Source organism: Paenibacillus sp. F024 (assembly GCF_057814255.1).
Genome location: NZ_JBVASZ010000004.1, coordinates 69,649 through 93,066 on the forward strand (window position 1 = coordinate 69,649; position 23,418 = coordinate 93,066).

The 23,418-nt window shown below is 44.6% G+C and carries 33 protein-coding genes, 3 pseudogenes and 1 riboswitch; of the genes and pseudogenes, 6 read left to right on the forward strand and 30 right to left on the reverse strand.

Annotated features, from left to right (window positions below; translation table 11 throughout):
• Nucleotides 1-52 precede the first annotated feature (52 nt).
• Nucleotides 53-790 (forward strand): hypothetical protein, encoded by a 738-nt coding sequence (locus ACZYR9_RS06540; protein ID WP_488977663.1) that lies wholly within the window; start codon nt 53-55, stop codon nt 788-790.
• Here the strand turns inward: ACZYR9_RS06540 and ACZYR9_RS06545 are convergent, their stop codons facing one another.
• Both ACZYR9_RS06545 and ACZYR9_RS06550 read right to left on the reverse strand, forming a co-directional pair.
• Nucleotides 791-1,306: a DUF6042 family protein gene (locus ACZYR9_RS06545; RefSeq protein ID WP_488977664.1), complete on the reverse strand. Its 516-nt coding sequence runs from the start codon at nt 1,304-1,306 to the stop codon at nt 791-793.
• Nucleotides 1,287-1,715: a hypothetical protein gene (locus ACZYR9_RS06550; RefSeq protein ID WP_488977665.1), complete on the reverse strand. Its 429-nt coding sequence runs from the start codon at nt 1,713-1,715 to the stop codon at nt 1,287-1,289. The genes ACZYR9_RS06545 and ACZYR9_RS06550 overlap by 20 nt, the downstream gene beginning before the upstream one ends.
• A 114-nt stretch (nt 1,716-1,829) precedes the next feature.
• On the opposite strand from ACZYR9_RS06550, the gene ACZYR9_RS06555 reads away from it, so the two are divergent.
• Nucleotides 1,830-2,186 carry a helix-turn-helix domain-containing protein gene (locus ACZYR9_RS06555; RefSeq protein ID WP_488977666.1) on the forward strand — a complete coding sequence of 119 codons (357 nt, stop codon included), beginning with the start codon at nt 1,830-1,832 and terminating at the stop codon, nt 2,184-2,186.
• A 135-nt stretch (nt 2,187-2,321) separates the two neighbouring features.
• Nucleotides 2,322-2,738: pseudogene (locus tag ACZYR9_RS06560) on the forward strand (transposase); the annotation flags it as partial.
• 189 nt (nt 2,739-2,927) lie between these two features.
• Here the strand turns inward: ACZYR9_RS06560 and ACZYR9_RS06565 are convergent.
• The 16 genes and pseudogenes from ACZYR9_RS06565 to ACZYR9_RS06640 all read right to left on the reverse strand — a co-directional run.
• Nucleotides 2,928-3,296, reverse strand: a pseudogene (locus ACZYR9_RS06565) (cation-transporting P-type ATPase); the annotation flags it as partial.
• A 72-nt stretch (nt 3,297-3,368) separates the two neighbouring features.
• Nucleotides 3,369-4,181: an arsenite methyltransferase gene (locus ACZYR9_RS06570; RefSeq protein ID WP_488977667.1), complete on the reverse strand. Its 813-nt coding sequence runs from the start codon at nt 4,179-4,181 to the stop codon at nt 3,369-3,371.
• 34 nt (nt 4,182-4,215) lie between these two features.
• Entirely contained in the window at nt 4,216-4,398 is a 183-nt protein-coding gene (locus ACZYR9_RS06575) for a hypothetical protein (protein ID WP_488977668.1), read from the reverse strand.
• Nucleotides 4,399-4,433: 35 nt separating this feature from the next.
• Nucleotides 4,434-5,489 (reverse strand): flavin-containing monooxygenase, encoded by a 1,056-nt coding sequence (locus ACZYR9_RS06580; RefSeq protein WP_488977669.1) that lies wholly within the window; start codon nt 5,487-5,489, stop codon nt 4,434-4,436.
• Nucleotides 5,490-5,539: 50 nt separating this feature from the next.
• Nucleotides 5,540-5,989, reverse strand: a complete 450-nt coding sequence (locus ACZYR9_RS06585; RefSeq protein WP_488977670.1) for a MarR family winged helix-turn-helix transcriptional regulator — start codon at nt 5,987-5,989, stop codon at nt 5,540-5,542.
• A gap of 103 nt (nt 5,990-6,092) precedes the next feature.
• Nucleotides 6,093-6,536 (reverse strand): protein-tyrosine phosphatase family protein, encoded by a 444-nt coding sequence (locus tag ACZYR9_RS06590; protein ID WP_488977671.1) that lies wholly within the window; start codon nt 6,534-6,536, stop codon nt 6,093-6,095.
• 3 nt (nt 6,537-6,539) lie between these two features.
• On the reverse strand, nt 6,540-7,010 hold the full coding sequence (locus tag ACZYR9_RS06595) for an ArsI/CadI family heavy metal resistance metalloenzyme (RefSeq protein WP_488977804.1): 471 nt from the start codon (nt 7,008-7,010) through the stop codon (nt 6,540-6,542).
• Between the two features lie 10 nt (nt 7,011-7,020).
• Nucleotides 7,021-7,446: an arsenate reductase (thioredoxin) gene (arsC, locus tag ACZYR9_RS06600; RefSeq protein WP_488977672.1), complete on the reverse strand. Its 426-nt coding sequence runs from the start codon at nt 7,444-7,446 to the stop codon at nt 7,021-7,023.
• A 32-nt stretch (nt 7,447-7,478) separates the two neighbouring features.
• Nucleotides 7,479-8,891 carry an arsenic transporter gene (locus ACZYR9_RS06605; RefSeq protein ID WP_488977673.1) on the reverse strand — a complete coding sequence of 471 codons (1,413 nt, stop codon included), beginning with the start codon at nt 8,889-8,891 and terminating at the stop codon, nt 7,479-7,481.
• 14 nt (nt 8,892-8,905) lie between these two features.
• Nucleotides 8,906-9,217 (reverse strand): ArsR/SmtB family transcription factor, encoded by a 312-nt coding sequence (locus tag ACZYR9_RS06610; protein ID WP_488977674.1) that lies wholly within the window; start codon nt 9,215-9,217, stop codon nt 8,906-8,908.
• 20 nt (nt 9,218-9,237) lie between these two features.
• A complete protein-coding gene (locus tag ACZYR9_RS06615) occupies nt 9,238-9,660 on the reverse strand; it encodes an arsenate reductase ArsC (protein WP_488977675.1) in 423 nt (140 codons plus the stop codon).
• A gap of 109 nt (nt 9,661-9,769) precedes the next feature.
• Nucleotides 9,770-10,129 carry a fluoride efflux transporter CrcB gene (crcB, locus tag ACZYR9_RS06620; RefSeq protein ID WP_488977676.1) on the reverse strand — a complete coding sequence of 120 codons (360 nt, stop codon included), beginning with the start codon at nt 10,127-10,129 and terminating at the stop codon, nt 9,770-9,772.
• Nucleotides 10,126-10,512 carry a fluoride efflux transporter CrcB gene (gene crcB, locus ACZYR9_RS06625; RefSeq protein ID WP_488977677.1) on the reverse strand — a complete coding sequence of 129 codons (387 nt, stop codon included), beginning with the start codon at nt 10,510-10,512 and terminating at the stop codon, nt 10,126-10,128. Before crcB (ACZYR9_RS06625) ends, crcB (ACZYR9_RS06620) begins: the two co-directional genes overlap by 4 nt.
• Nucleotides 10,513-10,557: 45 nt before the next feature.
• A riboswitch (Fluoride riboswitch) is annotated at nt 10,558-10,616 on the reverse strand.
• Nucleotides 10,617-10,665: 49 nt separating this feature from the next.
• The gene (locus ACZYR9_RS06630; protein ID WP_488977678.1) at nt 10,666-11,832 is read right to left on the reverse strand and encodes a cation:proton antiporter; all 1,167 of its coding nucleotides are present in this window, start codon (nt 11,830-11,832) and stop codon (nt 10,666-10,668) included.
• Between the two features lie 442 nt (nt 11,833-12,274).
• A pseudogene (gene arsM, locus ACZYR9_RS06635) lies at nt 12,275-12,413 on the reverse strand (arsenite methyltransferase); the annotation flags it as partial.
• Nucleotides 12,414-12,422: 9 nt separating this feature from the next.
• Nucleotides 12,423-13,814, reverse strand: coding sequence for a SulP family inorganic anion transporter (locus ACZYR9_RS06640; RefSeq protein WP_488977805.1), 1,392 nt, complete (start codon nt 13,812-13,814; stop codon nt 12,423-12,425).
• A gap of 427 nt (nt 13,815-14,241) precedes the next feature.
• On the opposite strand from ACZYR9_RS06640, the gene ACZYR9_RS06645 reads away from it, so the two are divergent.
• From ACZYR9_RS06645 to ACZYR9_RS06655, 3 genes are read left to right on the forward strand one after another with little or no spacing between them, the layout of a single operon-like run.
• The gene (locus ACZYR9_RS06645) at nt 14,242-14,409 is read left to right on the forward strand and encodes a helix-turn-helix domain-containing protein (RefSeq protein WP_216882697.1); all 168 of its coding nucleotides are present in this window, start codon (nt 14,242-14,244) and stop codon (nt 14,407-14,409) included.
• A gap of 22 nt (nt 14,410-14,431) precedes the next feature.
• Entirely contained in the window at nt 14,432-16,186 is a 1,755-nt protein-coding gene (locus tag ACZYR9_RS06650) for a ribonuclease J (RefSeq protein WP_488977679.1), read from the forward strand.
• Nucleotides 16,187-16,199: 13 nt separating this feature from the next.
• Nucleotides 16,200-16,619, forward strand: coding sequence for a universal stress protein (locus ACZYR9_RS06655; RefSeq protein WP_216882693.1), 420 nt, complete (start codon nt 16,200-16,202; stop codon nt 16,617-16,619).
• A gap of 314 nt (nt 16,620-16,933) precedes the next feature.
• On the opposite strand, the gene ACZYR9_RS06660 is transcribed toward ACZYR9_RS06655, so the two are convergent.
• The 12 genes from ACZYR9_RS06660 to ACZYR9_RS06715 form a co-directional block, all read right to left on the reverse strand.
• Nucleotides 16,934-17,320, reverse strand: a complete 387-nt coding sequence (locus tag ACZYR9_RS06660; RefSeq protein WP_488977680.1) for a rhodanese-like domain-containing protein — start codon at nt 17,318-17,320, stop codon at nt 16,934-16,936.
• A gap of 50 nt (nt 17,321-17,370) precedes the next feature.
• Complete coding sequence (locus tag ACZYR9_RS06665) at nt 17,371-17,730, reverse strand: rhodanese-like domain-containing protein (protein WP_488977681.1); 360 nt, start codon at nt 17,728-17,730, stop codon at nt 17,371-17,373.
• 108 nt (nt 17,731-17,838) lie between these two features.
• A complete protein-coding gene (locus ACZYR9_RS06670; RefSeq protein ID WP_488977682.1) occupies nt 17,839-18,105 on the reverse strand; it encodes a metal-sensitive transcriptional regulator in 267 nt (88 codons plus the stop codon).
• Between the two features lie 67 nt (nt 18,106-18,172).
• On the reverse strand, nt 18,173-18,655 hold the full coding sequence (locus ACZYR9_RS06675; protein ID WP_488977683.1) for a DsrE/DsrF/DrsH-like family protein: 483 nt from the start codon (nt 18,653-18,655) through the stop codon (nt 18,173-18,175).
• Between the two features lie 146 nt (nt 18,656-18,801).
• Complete coding sequence (locus ACZYR9_RS06680; RefSeq protein ID WP_488977684.1) at nt 18,802-19,029, reverse strand: sulfurtransferase TusA family protein; 228 nt, start codon at nt 19,027-19,029, stop codon at nt 18,802-18,804.
• Nucleotides 19,030-19,045: 16 nt separating this feature from the next.
• A complete protein-coding gene (locus ACZYR9_RS06685) occupies nt 19,046-20,191 on the reverse strand; it encodes an MBL fold metallo-hydrolase (protein WP_488977685.1) in 1,146 nt (381 codons plus the stop codon).
• 19 nt (nt 20,192-20,210) lie between these two features.
• Complete coding sequence (locus ACZYR9_RS06690; protein WP_488977686.1) at nt 20,211-20,606, reverse strand: DsrE/DsrF/DrsH-like family protein; 396 nt, start codon at nt 20,604-20,606, stop codon at nt 20,211-20,213.
• A 34-nt stretch (nt 20,607-20,640) separates the two neighbouring features.
• A complete protein-coding gene (locus ACZYR9_RS06695) occupies nt 20,641-21,225 on the reverse strand; it encodes a sulfurtransferase TusA family protein (RefSeq protein ID WP_488977687.1) in 585 nt (194 codons plus the stop codon).
• A 241-nt stretch (nt 21,226-21,466) separates the two neighbouring features.
• Nucleotides 21,467-21,850 carry a DUF302 domain-containing protein gene (locus ACZYR9_RS06700; RefSeq protein ID WP_488977688.1) on the reverse strand — a complete coding sequence of 128 codons (384 nt, stop codon included), beginning with the start codon at nt 21,848-21,850 and terminating at the stop codon, nt 21,467-21,469.
• A 27-nt stretch (nt 21,851-21,877) separates the two neighbouring features.
• Entirely contained in the window at nt 21,878-22,447 is a 570-nt protein-coding gene (locus tag ACZYR9_RS06705) for a class I SAM-dependent methyltransferase (RefSeq protein ID WP_488977689.1), read from the reverse strand.
• Nucleotides 22,448-22,497: 50 nt separating this feature from the next.
• Nucleotides 22,498-22,761 (reverse strand): metal-sensitive transcriptional regulator, encoded by a 264-nt coding sequence (locus tag ACZYR9_RS06710; protein WP_488977690.1) that lies wholly within the window; start codon nt 22,759-22,761, stop codon nt 22,498-22,500.
• Nucleotides 22,762-23,186: 425 nt separating this feature from the next.
• Nucleotides 23,187-23,414 carry a sulfurtransferase TusA family protein gene (locus tag ACZYR9_RS06715; protein WP_488977691.1) on the reverse strand — a complete coding sequence of 76 codons (228 nt, stop codon included), beginning with the start codon at nt 23,412-23,414 and terminating at the stop codon, nt 23,187-23,189.
• Between the last annotated feature and the right edge of the window lie 4 nt (nt 23,415-23,418).

Consider the following 23,418-nt stretch of genomic DNA (forward strand, 5'->3'; position numbering starts at 1 on the left):
CCATATTGCCAATTTAGGCAACAGGAATGATTGATTACGAAGGGATTCCGACATGAGATATTCAACGATTTTATCGCAATATATAAAGCTTTCGGGTCTATCACTCAACGAAATATGTAATAAGCTTGTGGAGAGAGGATCTCCTATAGACCGTTCTTACATAAGTAAATTAAAAAACGGTCATAAACTCCCTACTAACGATGCCATCTCGCTAGCCCTAGCTGAAGTTACTGGAGGAGATCCAGACGAACTTATTGTTGCAGGATTCATGGAAAAAGCACCGGAGCAATTAAAAAAATCGATCATGGAGATCGATTTTTTCCTCAGGGATACTTTTGATATGATAATGATATCCTCAGACAAAGAGCATTTTCAACAAGCACTTCTTTTGTTATCACGAGCGAGCATTAACAACGCATTTTTTAAAAACATCATTCCAGAACAATCGACCGATCTAGATATCGATGATTTACAGTTTACACTTTCCATTCTAAGTACGGTTGGAATAGAAATACTGTCTCTACAAGATAAACTCACACTAACTGTTGCTGTTTTAAAAATATACAGAAATATGGATTCAAATTTAATCCAACAAGAACAATTGAATAATGATTATATTCAAACAAAAAAATCACAAGATACACTAGATACCGATAAAACCAACAGCTTTCTTATTGGCCAAAAAAGCTTAGAAAAAATAGACGAGAACGAGTACGAATTTCTCTTAAAGTGTCTTGAAGCTTTTCGCATACAAAAAAAAGCATGGGAAAAGAAATATTTTATAGAATAATTACTTGAGAAGAAGCTTTGTATCAATATGAGGGAGTGGCCTAATGATTAAATCAAGTAGCCCCTCAGTATTATCATCTTGTAGTTCATAAACTAATCCAAGATATATATAGAGATTTATTACATCAAGCATATTTTGAGGGTAATTATACCCGTTTGCTTTTAATCTTCGTTTGACTTGAGTTTCCCTTGAATATAATAGTTCATATTCATCTTCCTCTTCTTGTGACATATTCAGAGGGAGTTTAATTGAGAAATCGATAAACGTATTTGATTTCACCTTTTGTTCGAGATACCTAACGATATCGTCTTTGCTTAAATCGCAGGCGATATAGTGACTAATGTAAGGTAATGATGTAATACTCGGCATAGGAAGCCACGTTCCCCAACCAAACTCATAGAATCGATTGGGTATAACACATTGCCCAGTTGGAATGAGTCCTAACCGAGTCAATGTTCTAACCGTTACTTTACCATTGGTAATAAAGTTAAAGGTGTCATTCTGAAAAGAATACATGCTCGGCTCCTGTCTGTATAACATACGGCAATATATCTAATGGCCTTTCATTGTTAGAAATTTTGTATTCAAAATCCATACAACTTTCATTTAATGATTTGTTGAAACATATTCCTGTAACCCAAAATTCCTCACTGGAGTTTGAGCAATGCATTTTGATATTAAAGTCAAGCCCGTCGACATAATCCTTTACGTTGCCTAATTCTTCATTTTTGATTTCAATAAGTTTCAAAAATCCGTCTTCATATCTTGTTCTTAACATTTTGTATTTTTCATTTTGGTGAAGTAAGACGTACTGCTCGTTTTTATAAAAAATTATCTTTTGAAATTTAAATGCTATTTGCTCTAATAATTGATTTTCCAGTATTAATGTATCTACATTTCTCACTTTAGGAATAATTGGAATCACCCTCTAATAATAATAACTAAATAATAACACTTTAAGTGATAATTATCAACTTTTTAATCTTATAGTGATATTTTTACTCGGAATTACAGACCTCTAAAATAAGGAGAATATCCGATGGGTGAATTAAAGAAAGTTATTGGTGATAAAATTCGATATATCCGTAATTCCAAGGATATAACTTTGCAACAACTTAGCCTTGCAACGGGGCTTCAAACTTCTTACCTTGGCGAAGTAGAAAGAGGCAAACGAAATACCTCTCTTGATTCTTTAGAGAAAATCATGAATGCTCTTGAAATAAAACCTGGTGATTTATTTGATTTTCGTGAAGTGGATGTAAATTCAAATGAATTTGAAGTAAGTTCCGTTTTAGAGGTTCACTATCAATTCTTAAAAGTTAAGAAAACAGAGGATGTCAAAATGATCCATCGCATAACTAAGGATATTTTTAACTCAATCGAGGAAAAGCACTAAAATGGCTATTGAAGTTCCATATGCAAGAGGCTACAATGAACTTGTTTCGGTTGAAACAAGCGAACCTCATCGTAAGGCGGCTAACCTTTTTGGCGATGAGGTATTTCGCTTGGTTATAAATATGATAGAAAAGGCCTTGGAAAGTCGGGACGCCCCATGATTGAAGCCGTGATCGCCGGCGAAACGGACCCGGGCACCTTGTCCGAACTGGCCAAACCAAAGCTGAAAAGCAAAAAAGCGGATGTAAACCATGTTCAACGGCTTGATGGGTCCTCATCTGAAACTTATGCTGGGTGCCCAACTCAGGCACATCGATTATTTAGATGAAGAAATAAGTAGGCTGGATTAAGAGATCAAGAAGCGTATGCTCCCTTTTGAGGAAGACCTGGAACCTGCTTGACACCATTCCTGGCGTAGCCAGACGAACGGCAGAAATGATCGCGGTCGAAATCGGTCTGGATATGAATCAATATCCCCTCTACCGCTCACTTGTGCTCTTGGGCAGGGCTGTGTCCAGGTCAGAATGAAAGCGCCAACGGAAACGATCATGGAAATCAATCTGTTTCTTGCGCAGCAGGACAAATTCGCTCAACAAAAGGCGCTGGCCATTTTAAAAGAGGTCTTCAGAACCCCGGAGTAAACATAAGCGATCGATCTTCCGGACGCAAAAAAGGCGAACAATCGCAAAGAAAGCTCCTGCAGATGCAGGAGCTTTTTTGACAACCCGGAAGCCTTTCACCTTTATTGTTTCACTCGCATCAAGCGCAAACCATTTAAGGCGACCAAAAGCGTTGCCCCCATATCGGACAGAATGGCGATTCAAAGCGTTAATCAGCCGGGATTAACGAGCAGTAAAGCAATCAATTTAATAGCAAGCGCAAAGGTAATGTTTTGCTTGATGATATTTAGAGCTTTACGGCTAAGTTTTATCGCAAATGGAAGTTTCCTTAAATCATCCCCCATTAAAGCAACGTCTGCGGTTTCCAAGGCGGTGTCGGTAGCGGCTCCACCCATGGCGATCCCTATGGTAGAAGCCGCAAGCGCCGGCGCATCATTAACCCCATCCACAACCATGGCAACATTGCCGTATTCGGATCTAAGCTGTTTAATAGAGAGCAACAGCAAAAGCTCCTGCAGCTGCAGGAGCTTTTTTACGATCATCGAACGTTTAAGGCGATACCATTATGGTTTAACGGCCGTAATTACTGCCGAAGCAATGTAATTTTCAACGTTAGATCCCGGCACCCAATCCTTGATAAATGTTTTCGATTCATCCTTCGGCTCCACGACCACATCCGTAAATCCGCTTCGGGTTAGCATGGCTTTGACTTCATCAACGGAGGAAGCTCCTGAAATACAACCCGAATACATCACATCCAGGTCGTTTTTGATTTCCGCAGGCAGTTCCGCGGTTGTGACAACATCCGAAATGGCCAAACGGCCGCCGGAGCGCAGCACCCGAAACGCTTCGTCGAACACTTGCTGCTTGGCCGGGGAAAGATTGATCACGCAGTTCGAGATAATGACGTCCACCGTTTGATCGGAAATAGGCAAATGTTCAATTTCCCCTAAACGGAAATCGGTGTTCGTAAAGCCGCCTTTGGTGGCATTAGTGCGGGCGCGGCTTACCATTTCCGGCGTCATGTCTACGCCAATTACGCGACCGGCTTCTCCGACTTGACGCGAGGCGAGGAAACAGTCAAAACCACCGCCGCTGCCAAGGTCGAGCACGACCTCGCCCGGTTTGAGTTCGGCAATCGCTTGGGGATTACCGCAGCCAAGACCAAGATTTGCTCCGTCCGGAACAGCGGTTAATTCTTCGCTCGAATATCCAAGCTTGGCAGACACATCCGCGTAATCCACCGGCGCATCACAGCAGCCGGAGCTTGCGGAAGTTGGCGCACAGCAGGAGCTATCCTCTACCGGCTGCAAAGCAATTTCTTTGTAACGGCTGCGAACATTTTGACGAATTTGATCATTACTTACTTGAGTCATGAACAATCACTCCCTTAGGTTAATTTTTATATAATCAACAGCAGCCAGTAGCGCAGCAAGCCGTTGGTGTTGCCGTCGCGATTTGCCGCCGCCGAAAGAATCTTCCCGATTGCTTTTGCGTGGCTTCGGACCATTTCCAAGCTTCCCTAGCGGATCGTTCAATATCGTCTTGCTTCTGTCTCATGAGCGTTTCCGCAACGTACCGATTGAGATTCATAGGGGCCACACTCCCTTATGTAAAGATAGGCTATTTCAGCTTTTCAGATGACGTAACAGCTTTCCGATAACAAATGCTGCGTCCGGCCCCACCCCCCTTAAAGTCGCAGAAGCAAAGGAACGCTGCCCTTCGAGTCCCACATAATAAAGCCCAGGGACGGTGCTTACGCCCGCTTTATGTAATGGCCTTCCTTCTGCATGCAGCGCGCCAATCGCTTGAAGGTAGGGAATATGCGGTCGGTATCCGGTCGCAAAGATCACCGTATCCACCGGTTCCTTTATCCCGTTTGGCCAAATGATGCCACCCTCATAAAAGGACGTAAACATCGGTTGTTGATCCGGCTTTCCTGCGGCCAGTCGCTCCTTGTATTGGCCCAAATCAATGACCGAAGGTGAACTCGGTGCAGTTTTGCCCAATCGCCAAAAGGGAAAGGTGTCTATACCCGTCACTTTGATCCAAAAATGAAGATCCTGCCCCCACACTTTTTGCTTCATGAGCTGAACGGGCCGTAGTACAGCTAACGACGTCTTGCTTACCTCGGCCAGCTCGACGGCGATCTGAACGGCCGAATTGCCACGCCCGACCACCACCACTCTTTGATTGATAAAAGGCTCCGGAGTCCGGTATGCGGAGGAATGAAGGATATGGCCTTGGTAAGCCCCCTGTCCCGTTATAGCTGGCGTAAATGGATTGTGAAATGATCCGGTGGCATTAATGATCGTTCGGGACCAAAACGTATCCCCTGCCATCGTGATAATCGTGAACCCCTCCCCGTCCCTTGTTATGGAGTCCACACGCTGATTGGTCATGACCGGCAGCTGAAACGTTCTGCTGTAATCTTGCAAATAGAGAGTGACTTCATCTTTATGTGGATACCGGTTCGGCTCGCTTGGGAACTTCATGCCCGGTAGCGACGCGAAGCGTGCTGGAGAAAATAATTTTAGACTGTCGTAATAGCGCGGCCAGGAACCGCCTACTTGGTCGCTTGCTTCTAAAATCAAAAATTGAAGTCCCTGCTTCTGTAGATGATATCCGGAAGCAAGACCCGCCTGCCCCCCTCCGATAACAATCGTATCTAATACCTTATTCATACCAATGCCCTCCGATTTATTTGCAATTTACAAGTTTTAGAGAAAAGAAATCACCCCAAAGGGGTCGTGCAGCATTGGCTGGATTTCGCCATGGCCTCATTCAAAAGTTTAATGGAGCGTATGACCGTTTCTTTTTCAAAATCGTTCATATGAGAGAACACTTCACCTAAGTAAGCGTTCATTTGCTGGTCAATCGTCGTGGCCACGTATTTACCTTCTGTCGTGAGCGAAAGCACATATACCCTGCGGTCGTCCGGATCAGGCGATTTTTTCACTAAATTCATTTTGATTAACGATTGGATTTGTCGGCTAAAGGTCGTAATATCAGTACCTAACGCCTCTGCTATCTGCTGAATGGACGGTTTATGCTGACGGTCAATTTCGTAAAGAATATGGCTTTGGACCAAGGAAATATCGCATCCACCGGCCGAACAGCAACTTTTATTGAGAAACCCAAAACGGCGTGTCATGATTTGAAATAGTTCGCGAGCATTTTCCACTGTGGTTTCACCTCATGTCTTAGTTATACACGAATAATTTGCATTATGCAAATATTTTAATCGCAAAAAGAAAACCACTCGGCCTGAGTGGTTTCTTGCGTACTTATTTACCGGGATATAATTTGTTCAGGGATTCTCTCTGTGATGGCTTAATATCAATGATGCTGCGAATGCTCTTTGCCTTCGCCTCGGCTTCGTCGAGCGTAACACTTAAGCCCAAAGCAAGTAAGGTGCCAGCGGCTACCGTACCGGTCCGTCCTTTTCCTCCGCCACAATGAAAGGCAACTTTCTTGTTTTGCTGGTAAGCTTCGGTGACGGCCTGGATCGCTTGTTCAAAAGCTTTTTCTTGCGGCACAGCAGAGTTGTCCGCTAACGGAATTTGAATCCATTTCGCATTCGCCGCTGGGTAGGCACATTCCGTCGCTTCCCCGCGAAGATCCACGACCACTTCAATGCCTTCGTTTTTGACCATCGATTCAACGTCAGCAGCCGCGCCCATGAAAATTTTATCCGGGATCAAAGCATGATATTTTTTTTCAGACGACATGGACTAAACTCCTTTTTTAAATGATCCAAATTCAATTGCAACCGGAGCCGATGGTGGCGCGCAGCATAAGGATAAATCCTTGGTTTCTCCGGCCGATTCAAATTCCGAATCTTCTTTTGTGTAGAAAATCTCCCAAGCGTTGCCGTCTGGATCATACACCCAAACTTTATCCTGTACCGCATAGCAGCAAGTCGTATTCATCTCGTCAATGAGCAGCAGCCCGCTTTGACGCAGCCGCTCCCCCATGGCCAGTACTTCTTCGGTGTTATTCACTTGGAAACCCAAGTGATTCAGTACACCCTTTTGTTCAAAGGGACGGACATTTAATGAAAAGTGAAGGGCCGGTTCTTCTAGTTCAAATTTTGCATAATTATCTTTGATTTTGCTTGGTTCTGCCCCAAAAAAAGCACGATAAAAATCAAGGGACTTATTAAGATCCGTACAGTTTAAAGCGACGTGCATTCTTTTGATCATAGCAGCCACCTCATTTCCCTTCTTTGACGAATTGCTCAATCCGGCTCTTAATCGAATCGCGAACACTGCGGAACTGATTCATGATTTCTTCTTCCGTTCCGGTTGCTTTTGCCGGGTCATCAAAGCCCCAATGCCATTTCGTTACGTTTTTGTTGGAGATCACCGGGCAATGCTCGTCGGCGTGACCACACAGCGTAATCACATAATCGGCACGATTTAAAATTTCAGGATCAATGACATTCGACGTATTTTTGCTAATGTCTACACCAGCTTCGTTCATGACTTGAACCGCACGCGGATTCAGTCCATGTGCTTCAAGACCAGCGCTTTTCACTTCGTATTTGTCGCTGCCCAGTACGTTCAAAAATCCATCCGCGATTTGGCTTCTGCAAGAATTACCGGTGCACAAAAAGTAAATCAGGGGTTTTTTCTCCATGGTAATAAATCTCCTTTTTTTATATGAATTCGTTAAGCGCCTTGATGCCCTCTTTTGGTTTGTTTGCTTGCCAATATGCTTTTAATGATCATCGCAACAACAACGAGTACAACGACAATCGCCACAATACATACCCATACATTCACGTTCCATGTTTGGATGACATAGAGCCATAAGTAAAGACCTATGAGGGTAAACAACAACGTTGGAACGGTTAAAATAATCCCGATTTTAAAGTAATACCCCCAGCTGATTTTCACATTTTTCGTGGACAGCACATGCAGCCAAAGCAGAGTTGCCAGTGAGCCGATCGGAGTAATTTTCGGCCCTAAATCCGAACCGATCACATTGGCATAGATCAGCGCTTCACGAATGAACCCATCGGTTTGAGTGCCTTGGATCGCCAGTGCATCGATCATGACCGTTGGCATGTTGTTCATAATGGACGACAGGATTGCTGCAATAAAGCCCATACCTATCGACGCCGCGAACAGCCCATTGTCTGCGACCGCTTGAATGACGCTGCCTAACGCGTCGGTAAGACCGGCGTTTCGCAAGCCATAAACGACCACATACATACCAATGGAGAAAATGACAACGGCCCATGGCGCACCTTTCACAAGCTTCCAGGTATGAATCGCTGGGCTTTTTCTCGCAGCGATCAAAAAGGCAATCGCGGCGATCCCGGCTACAATGGATACAGGAATCGAGAAAAATTCACTGACGAAATACGCAACAAGCAGCGCAGCTAAAATGACCCAAGATAATTTAAACAGCCTCATATCCTTAATGGCTTCACTTGGCTTTTTAAGCTGGGTAAGATTGTAGCTTTTCGGGAGGCTTTTGCGGAAATACAGATACAACACCAGCAGACTCGCGATGATGGAAAAGAAATTCGGAACAATCATACGGCTCGCGTATTCCGCAAAACCGATGTTGAAATAATCGGCAGACACAATGTTCACCAAGTTACTGACGACAAGCGGCAAGGATGCCGTATCGGCAATGAATCCACTCGCCATAATAAACGGCAGAATCATCTTTTCATCAAACTTAAGCGCCCGAACCATAGCCAGTACAATCGGCGTGATGATCAAAGCCGCGCCATCGTTGGCAAATAGCGCTGCGACCGCCGATCCAAGCAGGATGATAAACACAAACATAAGAATACCGTTTCCGCGTGCCAGCCGCGCCATATGTAACGCTGCCCACTCAAAAAATCCAATTTCATCCAGCACCAATGAGATTAAAATAATGGCTACAAACGCCAATGTCGCATTCCACACAATGCCGGTTACCGTACCCACATCAGCGAAGCTGACCACGCCGAAAATTAAAGCAAGAATCGCTCCAGCACTTGCCGACCAGCCGATATTTAATCCTTTGGGTTGCCATATTACAAAAGTTAGGGTTACTAAAAATATAAGAAACGCCGTGATAGCCATGTAATCCTCCTGCACTAGTTGCAATCATTTTTTAATTGATCAATTTTTTCTTTTAACGATGGAATATAGCCCAAAACCGCCTGGATGTAGGGTTTGTCTTCTATATTCAAGGAATAATAAATCCATTGTCCTTTACGCGTTTCGTTCACAAGACCCGCTGATTTTAATTTACGCAGATGCTGGCTGGCGTTGGGCTGTGACGTTTCGAGCAAGTCCACGATGTCACAAACACAAAGGGGTTGTTCCTTCAATAAAGCCATCATCGTGAGCCGGGTTTTGTCACCGAGCAGTTTAAAATTCTCTGCCATTTCATTGATTTGTTCCATGTAATACCTCCCTTCACTCGCTATACGATCTTTTGCTCTTTTAACAGCTGCAGTACTTTTTCTTGAATCAAATCGCGAACGGCCCGAAATTCTTCAATGCTCCCCTCGCCCTGGTTTGGAGTTGGATCAGGGATATCCCACTGCACATTCATGATGCCAAAAGGCACAATGGGGCATTTTTCATTCACTTGTTCGCAAAGCTTAATGACGATTTGGGAACTGATGAAAGCTTTCATATCAATTCGTTTCGATTGTTGATCCGATATATCGATGCCTACTTCTTTCATGACCTGAACCGTTAACGGGTGAATTGTACTTTCTTCCACGCCCGCGCTGCCAGCGATCACTTTTTCTCCAGCGTAATGTTTGGCGAATGCTTCGGCCATTTGGCTTCTACACCGATTATGAACACACAAGAAATACATGCGCAGCGGCTTATCCATATATTCACCTCACATCAAAGGAATTATGTAATAAATATATATTAATGTACTTATATAATCAACGAATTATATTGTGAAAGGTTTGTAAACAATTGCGATTAATACCAGATCATCTTAGTAAAGTAATACCTAAAAAAGCACTTAATAACCCCAGCAGCACGGAAGTCACCACATAAACCCCAGCTTTTACGACTTCCCCTTTTTGTACAAGTTGGCTTGTCTCGTAGCCAAATGTCGAAAACGTCGTGTATGCACCACAAAACCCTGTGCCGACTATCAGCCAAACCAAGTCCGAAATCGCATGGTTCGTGTGTAGGGAAAAGAATATCCCTAGTGTAAATGAGCCGGTTAAATTAATCACCCATGTTCCCCAAGGAAACGTTGATTTTCCCTTGGCGCTTATCCATTTCCCCAGGTAAAAACGAGAGAGCGTTCCTAGAACGCCGCCAAGACCAATAAGCCAAATCATGCCGTTCCCTCTCTCTTTTGCACTTTGGCCAAATGGACTCCGGCAAAAGTCAGCAGTAACCCGCCAATGATGCTTAAGAGAACATACAAAGCGGCGACAAAGAAGTGCCCATGTTGCATAAGATCAACCGTTTGGACCGAAAACGTTGAGAACGTGGTAAAAGCCCCGATCACGCCAGTACCTAAACCAAGTCGTATTTCAGGACGAATGTTCCAGCGCTCCAACGTAACCGTAAAAAACCATCCTAATAAGAAGCAGCCCAAGAAGTTAACTATTAAAATGCCAAGTGGGAACCCGTTTGATAATGGAGGAATGAAATCCCCAGTCGCATATCGCAGGATCGTCCCAATGAACCCGCCAATGACAAGCGCAACAACATTCATGCACAACTTCCTTTCATCAAAAAATAAACTCCTACCAGCACAAAAACACTGGTAGGAGTCATTAGCACAAGGCGGTTATGGCGAACTCCATCGCCGTTTGAAGATCAGATTCATTTTATGCTACAAATAAATGCGCGTCAACGAATGAAACGTCTACAACGTTCCCTCATTTTCTTTTAATGGTTTAGACCCCATAAACATGACCTTCAACATTGGAGGGGCAATCAACGTGGTCAAGATGATCGTAATGATAATTGACGTGAAGTATTGCGGCAGAAGTAATCCAGCTTGTAAGCCGGTAGCTGCAATAATCAAAGCCACTTCTCCCCTGGAGACCATACCTGATCCAATGGCTAATGAAGAACGCATATTAAACCCGGTCAGTCTTGCCCCAAATGCACCGCCAACTAATTTTGTGATGACGGCACATACGGTCAGCACCACCAAAAACCCAATCTGACTTCCCACACCCTCAAAGGAAACGTTAAGGCCGATGCTTACAAAAAAGACAGGAACAAAAATGGAATACGCGATCGGCTCAATTTTTTGTTCCACATGGTGTTTAAAGGGCGTTTGTGAGATCGCTAGTCCAGCAGCAAAAGCCCCAATAATTCCGGCCATCCCCATGAGTTCCCCGAAATAGGCAAATGCGAAGCAGACCACTAAGGCTGTGGCAATAACGGGCTCGGTCACTCGGATATTCGAAAGCCATTTTAAAACTCTTGGGACAATTAACCACCCGGCTACAAAAACTCCGATAAAGAACAAGAGTTTTTTACCAATCACAAGTCCCAAAGAAACATCGGCCCCTGTTCCAAGGAAGCTAGTCAAGACGGCCAGCAAAATCACAACCAATACATCATCCACAACTGCCGCGCCCAGGATCGTAGTCGCTTCTCGCGAATTCAACTGATTCATTTCTTTTAACACTTGAACAGAAATACTGACGGAGGTGGCGCTGAATAGCACACCAAGGAATAACGCATGTCCTTGAGACATACCAAACAATTCCCCTACCCCATAGCCGCCAACAAAAGGGAGAATGATGCCGCCAACCGCTACAGCGAAAGCAGGCTTCCAGTTTTTTCGCAGCTGGTCCATATCGGTTTCCAGTCCGGCAATAAACATCAGCAATAAAACACCGATTTCAGCAAACTGATGAATGAAACTCCCGTCTTGTATCCAGCCAAGTACCGCAGGACCTAAAATAATGCCGACGAGTAATTTGCCTAGTACCGCAGGTTGTCCTAAACGGACGGATACGTGTCCAGAAATTTTGGTAAAAAGTAAGATTAATACAAGGTACAAAACAAACTCCATTCGTTGAGTCTCTCCTTCATGATTACGTCTAATGGTTCGTATGGGCTTAAACTGAAGCCATGATAACACATAATTTATTTATTTAAAAATGTTTTTAGGTCAATAAAAAATATCGTTTTTAAAGGCTTTATTATGCGTTTTAAGACAGATAAACACCTAAGTATATCCCTAGCCACATGATTAGTATGCCGACTTCTTAAAACGTAAAATATAAAGGTATACGGTGCGTGCAATTTTCTCGGTCTAAGTTAATCGTGAGTTGAACAACATGAGCATTTTATTATGGGCAATTTGTTTCTTTGAAAAACAAGTTTCTACTGCCCCCGGATCTAATGGAACGATCGCAAAATGCTCATTCACTGAAACAGTGTTGGATCTGAACAAAGAAAAGACCCCTTCTAAATAAGGGGTCGCAATTCACATTGAATTTAGTTTGCGGTTTCACGCGACCGGCCTCTCCGACTTGGCGCGAGGCCAGGAAACAATCGAAACCGCCGCAGCCGAGGTTCTAGCACGACTTCCCCCAGCTGTAGCTCGGCAATCGTTGGTGGATGGCCGCAGCCAAGACCAAGATTTGCGCCGAACTGTCCTTAATGACCGCTAGGCGATTCGATACCAATTCTATCTATAAGCCGTTTGCTTTCTTCATTTAGCCCTAAAATTGTAACATCCTTATCTAATTGACGATATTTCGCAATTGTTTTCGCGATAGCATTAACCGCAGAGTGGTCCCATACATGCGAATGCGAAAAATCAATGATGATTTTATCCGGGTCGTGCATGTAGTCAAACTTATCAACGAAATGTGATGTGGTGGCAAAGAACAGCTGCCCTGATACCGAATATATCTTATGACCGTCCGATTGCATTCGGCTTGTGATACGCAGGTTAGATATTCTCCAGGCAAAAATAAGTGCACTCAGCAGCACGCCTGCCATAACCCCGTAAGATAGATCGTGGGTAAGAACTACGATACTGACCGTGACGATCATCACAAGTGAATCGCCAAATGGGATCTTTTTTAACTGAATAAGCGATTGCCAGTCAAATGTTCCAATCGAGACCATAATCATGACACCGACAAGCGCGGCCATTGGGATTTCTTTAACGACATCGCCGAGAACAATAATCAGGAAGATCAGAAAAACACCTGAGACAAAGGTGGAAAGTCGTGTACGGCCTCCGGATTTTACGTTTATGACCGATTGGCCAATCATGGCGCAACCGGCCATGCCTCCGAAAAACCCCGTTACGACGTTAGCGATACCTTGTCCCTTCACTTCCTTGTCCTTATTGCTGCTTGTATCTGTCATATCGTCAACAATGGTTGCGGTTAATAAGGATTCCAGAAGACCGACTAAAGCCAGCGAGATGGAATATGGCAGAATGATCAATAAATTGTCCAGGGATGGAACAAAATTAGGTAAGTGGAAAACCGGAAAGGAGCTCGTAATGGTTCCCATATCCCCTACTGTGAACACGTCAATCTTTAGACTGATCGTGATGACCGATACGATAATGATGGCTACCAAAGCAGACGGTACCGCTTTGCTGAATCGTGGGAGTACATAAATAATCAAAAGCGTTAGCGCAACCAAACCGTACATAACCCAACCTTGGCCAACAAAATGCGTCAATTGAGACATGAAAATAAGGATAGCCAAAGCGTTCACGAAACCAGTCATAACGGAATGAGGCACAAAGCTGATAAACCTACCCAGTTTTAAAAAGCCGACAATAACCTGAATGATCCCCGTCAATATTGTGGCAGCAAATAAGAATTCCACCCCGTGGTCTCGAACGAGCCCAACTATGAGTAGGGCCATGGCTCCCGTCGCGGCGGAAATCATCCCAGGCCGTCCACCAAAAAATGAAATGATGACTGCAATCGAAAACGATGCGTACAAACCAACCATGGGATCGACCCCAGCTACGATTGAAAAAGCAATCGCTTCAGGAATGAGTGCAAGTGCGACGGTCATTCCGGCTAAGATGTTCGCTTTGGGATTTGAAAACCAAGTTTTTCTCAAGCTGCTTACATTAGTTGCCAATTCGTATGCCTCCTGTAGCAATATTTTTATGACTTTCCACTCTCAGAAAAGTCGGTGTCCGATGGCTCTCCCTTAAGGATTATACAAAGCGCATATTTTTATGAAAAGGTACCTTTAAAGCCATGAAAGCGCAAACAAATTAATTTTTCGTCGATTTTCTTGTGTTTTCTCGTTAAATCTCCGTTTATTGCATTTATATATAAACCATGTATAATTGAGTTATATTGACTATAACCATTTTACCCTTTTCGTTTACCAAAAGTCAGACTTTTCTTTGACGCTCGGTTTTTAAACCCTCTATAATGAATAAATGAATAATTTGATGTGAGAGGGAGTTTTCATTTTGGAACATGAGATTATGACCATTGAACAAGTAGCGAAATACCTGCAGATCAGTGAAGTGTCCACATACAAATTAGTCAATGCAGGACGGATTCCAGCATTCAAAATTGGCCGTCATTGGCGTATTCGTAAAATCGATCTTGAGGAAGCGCTCGAAAAGGTAAAACGCGGCGAGCGTCTATAAGTCAGTCAGAAAGGATGTCTCTATGTGTAAACCGATGATCACCGAAGTAGAGAATCAATCCCCAATAGTCCGCTCCAAACGCAGAAAATCTATTGCCGCTAAACAGGACGTAAAGATCTTTTCATTGGGCGGTCTTAGTGAAATCGGAAAAAATATGTATGTCGTTGAATATGCCCATCAGATTGTCGTTATTGATGCCGGCGTTATGTTCCCCAGGAGCGATATGCCGGGCATCGACTACATCATTCCAAACTTCGAGTATTTGGTCCAAAACAGGGATAAAGTAAAGGGTATCTTTCTCACCCATGGTCACGAAGATCACATCGGCGGACTGCCCTATGTGTTAAAGGAACTGAATGTACCCGTTTATGGTGCTCCTTTGACCATTGGCTTGGTTCGTGCCAAACTAGAAGAGCATAAGCTTGATAAGCAGGCTATGCTGCATGTAATAAATGAAGATTCGGTTATCGATCTTGAACCGCTTCGCGTTCATTTTTTTCGTACTACCCACAGCATTCCAGACTCCTTAGGGGTCGTAGTCGAAACACCGCAAGGAACCATTGTGCATACCGGTGATTTTAAGTTTGATATGTCCCCCGTAGATCATCCTGCGGATCTTCACAAGATGGCTGAGTTAGGCCGTAATGGTGTGCTTGCTCTATTGTCAGACAGTACAAACAGTGAAAAACCAGGGTTTTCGCCATCGGAAAAAACGGTAGGTAAGGCCATTTTAGATACCTTCTTGTCCTGCAAAGGACGTATTCTGTTTGCTACCTTTGCTTCCAATGTGCATCGCCTTCAGCAAGTTGTGGAGGCAGCGGATTTACTAAACCGACATCTTGTCGTTTTGGGCAGAAGCATGGAACGCGTCTTCCGAATTGGACAGGAACTCGGAATTATCCGCATCCCAAAAGGACTGCTGATCGATGTCAAAGAGATTCACAAGTATACAGATAACCAACTTGTTATCCTCTGTACAGGGAGTCAGGGCGAGATCAATGCTGCTTTGTCCCGAATAGCTTCAGGTCGCCACGCTCATGTGCACATTCATGATGGGGATACGGTTGTGTTTTCTTCCTCCCCTATACCCGGCAACACACAAAATATAAATCGTACGATTGACTTGTTATTTCGCAGTGGTGCGCATGTGATCTATGGTTCATTGATCGATATACATACATCCGGTCATGGCTGTCAAGAGGACTTGAAATTGATGCTGAATATGGTCAAACCAAGGTATTTCATTCCGATTCACGGTGAATATCGAATGCTTGTGCAGCATGCGGATTTGGCTGAACGAATCGGTATTTCACGTGATCGTATTTTTATATTGGATTTGGGACAAACCGTAAAGATCTCATCAGACAGGGCAGCAATCGGACCAAAGGTACCAAGCGGCCAATGGCTCGTACGCGGTTCACATACTGGCTATATTCATCAGGACCTTCTTGATGAGCGCAATCAAATGTCGAGCCAAGGTATCATTATGGTTGTTGTTGTTTTGAATACGGCCTCAACTATCGTTGCTGGACCCGAACTCATCAGCAGAGGCTTTATTTATGTCAGAGAATCAACTGCTCTGATTCGTGAAGCCACTTCCAAGACGAAAAAGATTCTTGAGAAAATTCTTTCTCGGCAACCACAACCTCCTTTGAATAGATTGGAACATGATTTGAAACAGGCCCTATCTTCCTATTTCGTGAATAAAATAAGCAGAAATCCAATCATTCTTCCGGTGATCAGCATGGAGAAAGAAATTGGCAGTTATATCTCCTAAGGAGGTTTAAATCATGTATAAAAGAATCTTAATCGCTGCAGACGGGTCAGCACATTCCCTGCGCGCTGCGGATCATGCGTTCAAAATTGCCGCTTGTGATCCAGAAAGCATTGTCGAAATTATTTATGCACTGGATGCAGAACATGTAAAAGCTGACGTGCTGCATCATTGGAATGACCTGGATCGATCCGATGTGCGTAAACAACGGGTCATCGCTGTGGAAGAGAAAGCTGTGAAGGCCGGTGTGAAGTATGAAACGAAAATTTTGCATGGGGAACCTGGGCCTGAAATCGTCAAATATGCGAATGAAAATAAGGTTGATTTAATCGTACTTGGAAGTAGAGGTCTGAATGCCCTTCAGGAACTGGTTCTTGGAAGCGTTAGTCATAAAGTGGCCAAGAGAGCACATTGCCCTGTTATGATTGTGAAATAACACAAAAAAGACTGAATCACCTCTTGGTGATCAGTCTTTTTGTTTAATCTTAATGTGGTTTTCTGCAGCATTTATTTCGTGGGATATAGTTTGATCAGGGATGCCTTCTGGGAAGGCTTGATATCTTTGACAGACTTTTGGCTTGTAATTCGCTTTATCATCGGTATCACTTAATCCCAAGGCAAGTAAGATCCCCGCCGAAACCGTACTGGTCCTTAACCTTTCCCTCCACCACAATACGGGCGTTACGGATGGCTTGCTACTTTTATAAAAAGAACCCTAAGAAATCACTCAGGATTCCAAATAAAGCACATTTATTTCGTGACTTTTCCACTCCAAGCGCCAATGCCACCTTGCAGATGAGCAAGCCTCGTATAGCCGTTCTTGCTGAGGATCCGTGCGGCGTTCTTGCTTCTCATGCCGCTTCTGCAGTAGAGCAGTACATGGCTCTCCTTCGGAATCTCCCCGAGCCTCCCGTTAAGCTGGGACAACGGAATGTTCTTGGCACCTGGAATGCTGCCGCTTTTAAACTCAAATGGTTCACGCACGTCGATCAGCAGCCGGTCAGGCGAATTTTTCATTTCGCTCTGAAAGTCGGCGTCCCTCAGCGTCCTCAAACCTTTGGTCGGACGAAAACGAGTATAAGCAAACCAGATAACTAAAATGCCAATCGCAATATTGATGAGTGTACTGCTGTCCATAATCGATCCCCCACTTTCTTAGATGGTTGTCGCTCAAATCAGAAAAGCGGTTATGCGCAAAACGCATCGCGCACCGCATATAACTGGTGGAAGCCCCGCCTTTTGAGGATTCGTGCAGCTTTCTTGCTTTTATAGCGGCTGTCTGCAAGGATGAGAACCGAATCGTTTGGTGAGAGCTCTTTGCCCCACACAAAAGGCAGGCGGCCGATCGATATGTTAATCGATCCATTGACGTGGCATTCTTGAAAGTGCGTCGCGTCTCTGACATCAAGTAGTTTCGTGGTTTGAGATATTTCTGAAGTTTCCTTAAGGACCTTTGAGTCGACAAAGACCAAACCGCCCACAGGCCAGATGATCCGCACGATCCAAAGGAAACTAAATCCAGTGACCAGCACAAGAATAAGATTCATCTGTCCTCCTCTTTTCTGTTGTTATTGCAGTCAAACGGTGCTTCCGCTTACGCAAAATCCGGCAGCGTCTCGCATCCTCGATACCTGTAATGCCGGCATTTGGCCGGATTATCGACTCTTTACCAGCAGGGCTACAGCTTCTTGGACCAATTTGTTCGTATCTCTGCCCGCCGATTGTTCCTCAAGCAGGCATTGCTGCAAGTTCTCGGCGACAATTTGTGCCATTGCTTTATCCGCGGCATTCCGAACCGCGGACAGTTGGCTCACGACATCCTTACAGGACTGGCCTTCCTCCATTAAGCGAAGAACCCCCCGCACTTGTCCTTCAATTCTTCTCAAACGCGTTTTCATTTGCTCTGTATAATTGTAATCCATGGTTATACCCTCCTATGATATACGTGTATGGGTATATTATAAGTCAAAAAAATAATTCGTCATACCCTTAGATAAACAAGTTCACCTTCGCGTTTGTCGCATCGCCCAAATAACCGGCTACGCCCGCAAGCTCCAACCCATCAATCAATTCTTCCTGTTTCAATCCAAGAAGGTCCATCGTCATCGTGCACGCCACCAGCTTCACGCCTTGTTCCTGAGCAAGTTCAATCAGCTGAGGCAAACTTAGTGCATTATGCTTCTTCATGACATGCTTGATCATTTGTGGACCCATGCCGGCCATATTCATTTTGGACAATCCGAGCTTCTTCGCGCCGCGCGGCATCATCCATCCAAACGCCTTCTCGAGCAGTCCCTTGTCCGTTTTTACAACCTCGTCTTTGCGAAGCGTATTGAGACCCCAAAACGTAAAGAAAATCGTGACATCGTGATCATAAGCCGCGGCACCGTTCGCTATAATAAACGCCGCGATCGCTTTATCCATATCACCGCTGAATAATACGATTGTTGTTTTTTCTTTGGTCGTTTCCATCTTTGATTTCCCCTTTTTTTATTATACTTATACCCCTATAGGTATAATACAACAGTCATTGATGAATTGCAACCCCCACAAAGTGGCACATGCAAAAAAAAAAGCGAGCGCGTCCTAAAACGCGCTCGCTTCTCTCAGGGTGAGGTTTACACTTTTTTCACAAGAAATTTATAAACGCCATTATCTTCTTCATGCTTGATGAGTTCATGCTTCGTCTGCTTCACCCACGCCTGAAAATCGTTGACTGAGCCTTTGTCGGTGGAGAGCACTTCCATGATTTGTCCAGGCTGCAGCCCATCCAGCGCTTTCTTTGCTTTGACGATCGGCATTGGGCATGCCATTCCCTTCGTATCTACAGTAAGATCTGCTTGCATGTTGAAACATCCTCCTTTAATTATCGTGCACGGCACATCGGTTCGGGCCAATCTCCATCTCGCGCTGCGCTTCAATGTCCGGATTGATTTTGCCCATGTTCATCTGACGGATATCTTGGTAGCTATTCGGATGCCGCGGCAGATTTTCCGTGACAGTGCGTCTAAATTCCGATTCATCCGGGATGTTTAAGCCCGGGTTATTGCGATACAAATCCGCAAGTTCTGCGGAGACTTTGCCCTTTCTGAGCTCAGAAATTTTACCGAAATGAGCCGGAAGTACAATCAGTTCCTCCGGTAGCGCCTGATATCGGCTGTATAACGTCTGACGGAGATCACCAACCCAGTCTTCTGCCTGACCCGCTAAGTCCGGACGGCCAATGGATTCAATAAACAAGATATCCCCGGTGAGCAAATATTGGCCGTCCAAAATCAAAGACGTACTTCCAATGGTATGACCCGGTGAGTATACCGGTTCAATCACGATTGTCGCTTGTCCTACATTGATGGTATGCCCCTCTTCAAGCTTCCGGTAATCGAACGTGACTTCGACGGCATCTTTCGGGGGCAGCCAATAGGTGGCTCCCGTTTGTTCAGCCAGCTTCCTGCCTCCTGAAATATGATCGGCATGCAGGTGCGTATCAATCGTATGCTTTATTTGGACGCCGTGTTCGTTGGCGAAGCTCTCGAAGACATCGGTCATTCGCATTGCATCGACCACCGCTGCCTCGCCGGATGATAACACCATGTATGACAGGCAGCCTTTGCCTATTCGGATAAACTGATAAACGGCGCCGCCGTCTTTCAAATCACCGATTTTGACCGGCTCCAAATGCTCGCTCCAGGATTTCATGCCGCCTTCCAGATAAAAAACATGGCCTCGTCCGGCTTCGACAATCTGCTCCGCCACAAATTTCGAAGAGCCTTCTTTTGCGCAAACAACCAACAGGTTTTTATCGTTTGGAATTTGATCAAGCACTGCATCGACACCGTCGAGCAGTTCAAAATAAGGGATGTTGATGACGTCAATCCGTTCCCCTTCGATTTTCCACTCATTAAAGTCGCTTTCGTTGCGCACATCCAGTATGAATAGCTCTTGTTTGTTTAAAACGACCTGCGTAAGCTCCTTGGCAGTCATTGGGTTCATTCCGGTAGCGGTAGTCATTCCTGCTGTCCCCCTTGTTTTAGAACGTCAGCGAAACGTTGGCATCCTTTGCGAAATCGAGAAATGTGACGGCACCGCCAACCTCGATCCCTTCGATAAAGTCCTCTTTTTTCAGGTTTAGAACATCCATTGTCATCTGGCAGGCGATAATCTTCACACCCATCTCCTGCGCCATGGAAACCAGCTCCGGGATAGACGGAATATTGGCATTTTTAAATCCTTCGGCAAAATGTTCTTTACCGGTTGGCAGCGGCAGCTGGTGGTGCGCCTGTTTGTGAATCAAGTTCAATCCTTCGAAGGTGAAGAAGATGGCGACTTCCGCATCCGTCGCGGCCGAAGCCGTTGCGATGTTAAACACCTTGTAGGCATCAAATAAACCGCCGTTGCTTGCGATAATTGCTACTTTTGTACTCATGGTAGTTGACCTCCATTATATGTGGGTTTTTATCTTAATTGTTTTGTTCGGTAGGACCTGTCCAGCCGGACATGCCGGGAACCACGTTTGTTACCCGCTTAAACCCTTTTTCCGCGAGCAGTTGGCAAGCCATGTCGCTTCGGGTACCGGTCCTGCATATGACATGGATGTCCTCGTCTGGATTCAGTTCCTTCACACGATTCTCCAACTCTCCGAGTGGAATGGATTTTGATCCAGGGATTCGATTAAACGCGTACTCCGCCGGCTCACGAACATCCAAAACCGTAACCCTTTCGTTTGCTGTGAGCTTCTTCTGCAGCTCCTGAGTGGTTGTTGTAACTGTATATTTCGTTTCTTCTTTCACTTCATCCGGACTTGACTTGCGAAGGTAATGTTTCAAGACGTCGCCTTCTTCAATCGTGCCCAGATACTGATGTCCGGTATTTTTGGCCCAGCCCTGAATATCGGCTAAAGAGCCTTTGTCTGTGGCTTCGACTTCAATCACCTGACCGGCTTGCATGGCGTCGATGGCTTTTTTTGTTTTCACAATTGGCATCGGACATGCAAGGCCTTTACAATCCAGTGATTGGTCCACCTGGATGCCTGATGGTGCAGTCATTTGTAAATCCCTCCTTTTGGCTTCTCAGTAGGAGCACCATATGATGGCTGCATGCCTAAACGATTTGTTTATTCTGTCCAGTGATTTACCACTTTATCGAATAACAGGATAACACGTACTAGATTCTCTATACTAATACCCCTATAGGTATAATGATAGGCGAGACTTAAGCATTTGTCAACTCACATAAAAGAGGACTGAAACGCGGCCCTCTTCGATGCGAACCGATGGAATGTACAGGTTATCGACTTTTATCAATAACTGCGATCAGGCGCTCTTCGATATCCTTGGCAATGCCCATCAACGCGTCGTTCTCCACCAGACCAATTAATGCACTTGGCTTAGGGAGCCCGATTTTAGTCGTGCCACCGTCCGTATACACAGCGATTTTACAAGGCAAAAAGTACCCCACAAGCAAGTTCTCGGTCAATACTCGCTTGGCTTCAACGGGATTGCAGACTTCAAGAATATGATACGCCTGTTCGAAATCGACGCCCTTTTCTTTCAGCTTTTCCCTCATGTCCAGCTGCCACAAAACTCCGAACTTCTCCGCTTTGAGATTTTCCTCCAAAGCTTTCATCGCCTGCTCTGGTGATTGAGCGGTTTCAACCGTATAATGAAACATTACGTTCATCCTCCCTTAGCTTATCGTTTATCTCTCACACACGATGACATAGTGCGATTCCGTGGGAAAAGAGATCCGGCGAATTCGAAGTCCATGCTTCTCCATATTTTGTTTCATATCCTCGGAAGAAATACGGTGATGCAGAGGCGGACCTTGCTCGGATTGTCTTTTTTCCCATTCCAATATGAAGGCGATACCGCCTTCAGCCATAACCCGTTTCATTTCAGCCAATCCTTGGTCCAGTGTTTCTGCCTCATGAAGCACTAGTGAGGCAATCACTCGATCCGCGGCACCATCCGCTAACGGAATTTTTTCCATGACGCCCTGCATGTAACTAATGTTTTCAACCTTCTCTTCTGCGGCTTTTTCTCGGATCACCTCCAGCATTTTGGGCTCGACATCAAGGGCATAAACCGTACCTTCTGTCATTTTTGCAGCTGGGATGGTAAAGTACCCACTGCCTGCTCCGATATCAAGAACACAGCTTGCCGACCCCAGATCGAGTTCTGCCAATAGACGCTCCGGCGGAAAAAGCTCACGCCGCTGCGGGTTATCGAGTTTTGCCATATGTTCCGGATTAAATCGCCGTTCGTGCATGTCTGATCTCCTTTATAATCTGTTTCACTGCCAACTTGTCCGTCAGTGTTTTACCGGCTTTTGACCAGCAAATGCATGGCTTCTTTAACCAGATTTCCTGTGTTTTTTCCCTGGTCCTGTTCCTCCAAAATGCATTGCTCCAAATTGACCGCTACAATGTAAGCCAACGCTTTGTCGGCTGCACTCCGCACAGCTGAAAGCTGTGACACGACATCCTTACATCCTTTTCCCTCATCCATCATTTTCAAAACTCCGCGAACTTGACCTTCCATTCTTCTCAGCCTTCGAAACACAGCTTCATCATACTTCGCCATGGTATGACCTCCATTCTGCAATCCATCGGCATGACAAAGTGTTCTGCTAATAAATACCCATATAGGTATTATATTTAACGATCAATCGTTTTTTTAGCAATTTCCATATAACGGTCTCACTCGGCCTTAGATATCCTTGAATACCGCTTTACAGAGTTTCAATTGCACGATATAATAAAGCCGAGTAAATCAATAGGAAATAGGAGGTATCTATGCTGACTAAATTAAAAAATCTTTTTATAAATAGATGTCCATCATGTAACGGAGCTTTAGCGTATGAGAATGGTGCCATGTGTTATGTGAAACTGTGTCCACAGGGCCATTACAAAGAAGAGACTTATTGCGCGCTGGAAGTTAAAATCGTGTATGATCATTTTAAATAAGCGAACACATGTGAATGTGTTCGCTGTTTATTTGTATTCCCTTTAAACTTTTCTCACATAAAATTTATAGACGCCATTTTCTTCCTCATGCTTGATGAGTTCATGCTTCGTTTGTTTTACCCACGCCTGGAAATCGTTAACCGAGCCTTTGTCGGTAGAGAGCACCTCCATGATTTGTCCGGACTGCAGACCGTCCAGCGCTTTCTTTGCTTTGACGATCGGCATCGGACATGCCATTCCTTTTGTATCAACGATAAGATTTGCTTGCATTGTC